The 5,552-nt window shown below is 64.7% G+C and carries 4 protein-coding genes; 2 read left to right on the top strand and 2 right to left on the bottom strand.

What is annotated here, in order from left to right; translation table 11 throughout:
* The first annotated feature begins 179 nt into the window (after window positions 1-179).
* The gene (locus tag ACFE71_RS14640) at window positions 180-548 is read left to right on the top strand and encodes a hypothetical protein (protein ID WP_375429500.1); all 369 of its coding nucleotides are present in this window, start codon (window positions 180-182) and stop codon (window positions 546-548) included.
* Between the two features lie 115 nt (window positions 549-663).
* Here ACFE71_RS14640 and ACFE71_RS14635 read toward each other — a convergent pair whose 3' ends face one another.
* Together ACFE71_RS14635 and ACFE71_RS14630 are read right to left on the bottom strand one after the other, a co-directional pair.
* A complete protein-coding gene (locus tag ACFE71_RS14635) occupies window positions 664-1,677 on the bottom strand; it encodes a glycosyl hydrolase family 43 (RefSeq protein WP_375429499.1) in 1,014 nt (337 codons plus the stop codon).
* A 150-nt stretch (window positions 1,678-1,827) separates the two neighbouring features.
* Window positions 1,828-4,935, bottom strand: coding sequence for a TonB-dependent receptor (locus ACFE71_RS14630; RefSeq protein ID WP_375429498.1), 3,108 nt, complete (start codon window positions 4,933-4,935; stop codon window positions 1,828-1,830).
* Window positions 4,936-5,127: 192 nt separating this feature from the next.
* Here ACFE71_RS14630 and ACFE71_RS14625 point away from each other — a divergent pair.
* Window positions 5,128-5,552, top strand: a 425-nt coding sequence (locus tag ACFE71_RS14625; RefSeq protein ID WP_375429497.1) for a hypothetical protein, incomplete at its 3' end; no start/stop codon positions are given.

Below are 5,552 nucleotides of genomic sequence, written 5' to 3'. Positions count from 1 at the left end.
GCTGAGGGCATCGCCTACGGACCTGAGCAAGACAATGCCGCCATGGCATCCGCCCAGGAGCGCATTGAAAAGCTTATCGCCGGATAGCGCATGGCCGCGCGCGACGAAACGACCCAGTTGCGGCCAGTTCCGCCGCGCTCACGACGTTCCCGAACCGGCCATTTGTTCAGGCGTTCGCCGTGGCGGATCGCATCCTGCTCGTTCGATCGCGCTTGCTTCCAGCCGGCGGAGCGTGTCATTCTTGCATTGGCGAAGCCAACTTCCCGACCTCGCCGGAGCCCGCGACCTCGACCCGATCCGATCTCGTGAAGACCGTTTCCGAGCGGCTGTACCCAAACCCACAGCGGACCGTGCTACGTGCCTTCCATGTGACCAGTCCCGAGAACGAGGGCGTGGCGGACGGCCGCACCGCTCAGATTATCAGGCGGGTGCTCGCCACACGTGTCATTATTTCGCCGCGCGGCATTGGCGAGGGGCACGTGTGGTCGGTCAACATCCAGGAAAGGAACCCGCGCAGCTCTGTGCGGCCGTGCGAAACAGGACGTTGACACCGTCAAAAAAAGAAACGGGCTTTCCATGTAGAGAGCCAGCCCAAGCAACGCCGCGACAAGGAGGGTTACTCCCGGCGAAGAAGATCCAACGCGGTCGATTGAGCTACACCGCTCATCGAGCGGAGAATGCCGCCGTCAACGCATCATGCTGCCTGCGGCTGATCTCGATCATCGAGCCGTGGCGCACTCCGGGCGGCATCTCGTAACGGTTCCATTCGGGCACTCCGCTGTTGCCCGATAATTGGAACCACGGCCCTTCCAGCCGCGGCGCCATCGAAAGACCGTAGCTGCTTCCGGCATATTGCTCGTAATAAAGCAACCAGTCGGCCCCGTTCGGCGCGCGAATGACCGTCGGCGCCTCCCGGAAGTTCGGGCTGACGGGTGGCCCTGGGTCGGGGTAAGGTCCCAGCAGCGTCGGCGCGCAACTGATGCGGACCGTCTTGCCGGTCACCCAGTTGTAGGAGGGGTAGCGCTCGTCCTTGATGATCGCGCAATAGCCCGCGTCGCCGTTTTGCTGCACGATCGTGTCGATCGTCGCCATATCCCAGGCGAACAGGCGACGCGGCGGCGTGGTAAAGGTCTTCAGGTCGCGCGAACGCACGTAGAGCGTCCGCTGACTCGCCCAGTAGCGTTCCGGATCGTCGGTCGAGCCAGGCACGTTCGGCGTGTGCCACGTCAGCAGGAATTCGTTCGACCGCTCATCGAACATCAGCTTGGGAGCACCGATCCTCTGTAGGGGATGGGGGTGCCCGGTCGCGGCTTTCAGGTTTGGCCGATAGGTCCCGTAGGGCGTCCAGCGGATCAGGTCGTCCGACACCCAGAAGCGGATGAACGGGTCATCGTCGTTCTCGTTGCCGACCAGGAAATAACGCCCGTCGCGCCCGCGCGCGATCGACGCATGGCCGCGATAGTCCGCCGACACCGGTCGCCCCCCGTTGAGCCCGCGCCAGGTGAACCCGTCCAAGCTGACCGAGTAGTAGAGGACGCCGTACCGCTCCTTCGTCATGTGGGCGAAGAGATACGCCTTGTCGGGATGGACATAGTGCTTGACCGGTGCTCCCGGCTGCTCCTGCGCCCTGGCCTCGACCGCCAGGAGCGTCGTGGCGAGAGCCAGCGCGGCAGCCATGGCGAGGGTCCGACGATCGCATCGCACGCCGCCCGTCCGATCCGCCGGCGTGAGCCACCCTAAGAAGCCGGCGAACGAAGGACCGGGCGCGGGCGCAGGGCCGACGGACCGCGCGCGGGAGAGCTGGATGGATCGCATGCGCACCTCTTGTCAGAAACGCGTCCGGATGCCGACGAAATAGGTCGAGTCGTCGTCACGGATGTCGTGGGGAAAGAACCGCTGGTCGAAGTAGCTTCGGTATTTGGAACGGTTGATGTTGGTCCCGTTAACGCTCAAGGCGACATTGTCGCTCACGTCGTAGCTGACCGTGAAGTCGAGGCGGCCGAAGCCGCGCACCTTGTTGAAACCGACGACTTGTCCGATCGGCCGCACGAGATTGCCGATCGAGAGTTCGTTGTACTTGGATCGATAGGTGTAGATGAGCCGCCCGGTGAACTTCGACCGCTCGTAGAGCAGCCCGACGTTGTAGCTGTATTTCGAGACGTTGAGCAGGGGTTCGCCCTCGAGCACGTCGCCCTCGGTCGTGATCTCGCTATCGGCGAGCGTGAAGTTGGCCAGCGCTCCGAACCCGGACAGCGCGCCCGGCAGGAAGTCCAGGAACGCCTGACTGCTCAGTTCCAGGCCCTTAAGCGTCGCGGTCGCCGCGTTGCGGGGACGAGTGATGTTGTAGGTCACGCCGTCAATCACCTCCGGGTTGGTGCCCGAGACTGTACGGTCCTTGAGCTTGCGCCAGTACACCGCCGCCGACACGTAGTTGCTCCGACTCCAATAATATTCGACCGTCGCGTCGAGCGCGTCCGCCTTCTGGGGCTTGAGGTCCGGATTGCCGCCACCGCCGTTCGGCTGGACGTTGGCGTTGTTGGGGACTTCATAAGTCAGGCCGGGATTGAGGTCGCCGAACGCGGGCCTCGCCAGGGTCCGGGTCGCCGAGAAGCGGAACTGCAGGTTTTGGTCCAGCCTGAGTCGAGCACTGAAGTTCGGCAGGAAATCGGTATCGCTCGTGTCGGTCTCGACGGGCGTGGCCACCGAAGCGGGATTGGGCACCGAGGGGGTCGGCGCCGGGCGGATCAAGCCCGTGCCGACGAGCGTCCGATCAGTCTTGGTCAGTCGACCGCCTAGCAGCCCGTCCAGGCGGGCTCCGCCGCCCAGCTCGACCTCGTAGGCGGCCTGCGCATAGGCCGCATAGGTCTTCTCAGCCGCGTCGTAGTTGCGCGTCGGCTGGAATGCCGGATCGCCGGCCGGCGCGCCGTACAGGGCGCGTATGACGTCCGTCTGGTCCAACAGGAAGTCGCGGTCGGGCGTGACCCAGTTCTGGCCACCATTGATGTACCGGATGCTCGACCGCGACGTGCGGAGGAAATCGGCCGGAAGTCCGACCGAGTTCACGAGGGTAACGCGGTTCCCGCCTGGTGCCGCCGGACCGCCTTGAAAGCCTTGGAAGTTTGTCGCGCGGTCGGCGTAGCGCACCCCCGCCTGAAGCTGGCGCACGAACCCGCCCACCTCGTAAGCGGCGTCGAGGCGCGCCGCCCACAGCGAACCGAAGCCCTCGTTGATATCTTGGAAAAGACCATTGGCGAAGCGGAAATCGTTCGGGTCCCCGAGCGGGTTGCCCGGCATATCGGTCGTGCCGTTGCCGCCGTCATTGATCACGACATCGGTCGCGGCGATCTGTTTGCCGATGTCGACGATGATCGTACGGTTCCTCGTCTTCGACTCCTGGTAGGACAGGTCAAAGTCGAGGTGGACACGGTCCGCGTCGTAGCGCGCGCCGACCGCGCCCAGATATTGATTGGTCCGGGTGGTGCGCGCCTGGGTCGAGGTTAGACCGGGCACGTTGTTGAACCGGGCGGACTCCGCATAGCAGAGCTGCTGCCGCCCTGCCCCGCCCGTGACCAGCGGCGAGGAGGCGGTGATCGAGCCGTTGTAGAAGCCGCCCCCGTCGATGCCGAACTCGCCGCACTGATCGCCAGGCACTACGTTGGTGACGCTCTCGGCGGCGAAAATGTCGGAGAAGATGAAGCTCGTTTCGTTGCGCGAGCGGTATCCGGTGAAGAGACCGTCCGCGTATAATTCGAGTTCGGGGGTCGGTTTCCACTGGAGGGCGCCGTTGACCTGCGGCCGCTGGTAGCGGCCGACCTGGTTCAGCCCTCCGACGCAGGTCGGCAGGATCACGCCGCCCGCGCCGGGCGGGCCGTTGTTGCCCGAACGCGGATCGCAGTTGAACGAGATAGGCCGGTCGAACGGCAGGTCGGAATAGCTGACGTTCAACAGCGCGCCGAACTCCTGCCCGTCACGCTCACCGTGATACGCCAGAAGCCCGCTCAGGAGGGGCCCGAACTTGTCGGGGTTCTTAGCGTAGAACGCCTGCGCGCTCGCCCCGATCGTCAGCCCGTCCTTCAGCGACAGCGGCTTTCTGAGCTTCAGGTCGATGACCCCGGCCACGCCGCCTTCGATCAAATTAGCCGAATTCGACTTGAACACGTCGGCACCGGCGAGTGCCTCTGCCGGCAGATCCTGAAACGAGAAACCGCGGCCGACGCCGCTGAAGATCTCCCGCCCGTCCAGCGTCGTGAGGATGTCGCCGATGCCGCGGATGATCGGACTCTGCGGCTCGTTATTGTCGCCGATGAACACCTGCACGCCCGGCACGCGTTGAAGCGCGGAGGCGGTGGTAGGATCGGGGAACTTGCTGATGTCGTCGGCTACGATGGAGTCGACCACCAGCGCGGAGTCACGCTTGATGTCCGCAGCCGCGGTCAGACTAGCGCGCTGACCGGTAACGATGATGTCAGCGACCGGTGCGTCTTCCTCCGCGACCTCGGCCGCATCCGCACGTCTCCCTCCGGGTACGGTGCCAGCCTGTGGCTCCTGAGCCACTGCTGAAACGAGCGGTGCCGCGAGCGAAGCGTGCGTCGCCCGCGCCGCGGTCAGACGTTGCGTGTTGCGGATCACGAACACCTTGGGCCGGATCATCTGGACGCTCAGTCGTCCGTCGCCGAGAAGTTGCGCGAGCGCCTCTTGGTTGGTGAAGCGGCCGCTCAGCCCCCGCGTCGCCTTGCCGGCGACGTCGACTTCCGCGAACAGCACCTGTACGCCGTTCTCGCGGGCGAACTGCTTGATGGCGGTTCCGAGCGGCTGGGCCGCGATGTTGTACGACATCCGCATCGCGCTCCGCGCGATGGCCGGCGATGCAAGCCCACCCGCGAACAGGCCCAAGGCCGTCGACGCGAACAGCACCCGCAGGCTATTGCCCTTCATTGTCACTCTCCCCTTGTCGCTTTCCCAGCGACTTATCATCGAGGCTGTCCTCGACCTCCCTCGTGAAGACGTACGAGCGCGCCGCGTCCTCACCGACAATCAGCGGCACTTCGCTTATTTATCGTACTTAAGACAATTGACATGATCGCACGCTGGACGAATGCTCTTCGCGCACGCCAGGAGAGGTCTGGAATGGCCACCACCTATCGCCTGCGACGCGCGAACGATGAGGATCTCGAGGAGAGGCCTCACGTCGGTGCCTCCCAGGCCGCCGAAGGACTTTATGAACGCCTCGTCCGGGTGGTCCGCCGGCGCTCGCGCGAACCGGACCCTCGTGATGTGGTTCAAGATGCCTATCTGCGCCTGTCGGTGGCGGAGACACGTTCCGAGATACGCGACCCAGCCGCCTTCCTGCACGTGGCGGCATTCAATTTGATCCGCGACCGCGCGCGCTCTGCCGCGACGCGCCAGGCGGTCGCCGGCGAAGTGGTCGATATCGATGCCATGGCCGCGGATGTGCCCTCGCCCGATCAGGCCATCGATGCGAAACGACGCTTGGCGCTGCTCGATGAAGCGTTGAACGAACTGCCGCCGAAAGTCAGGGCCGCGCTGATGAT

It is taken from the genome of uncultured Sphingomonas sp., from assembly GCF_964237155.1.
Classification (GTDB): domain Bacteria; phylum Pseudomonadota; class Alphaproteobacteria; order Sphingomonadales; family Sphingomonadaceae; genus Sphingomonas.
Note: the sequence above shows the minus strand (reverse complement) of the source record. Positions and strands in the feature narration are given on the sequence as shown.

What these genes read in the sequence shown, in the direction of transcription:
- ACFE71_RS14635 (WP_375429499.1), bottom strand. Translation starts at nt 1,677, where the DNA reads ATGGCTGCCGCGCTGGCTCTCGCCACGACGCTCCTGGCGGTCGAGGCC.
- ACFE71_RS14630 (WP_375429498.1), bottom strand. Translation starts at nt 4,935, where the DNA reads ATGAAGGGCAATAGCCTGCGGGTGCTGTTCGCGTCGACGGCCTTGGGC.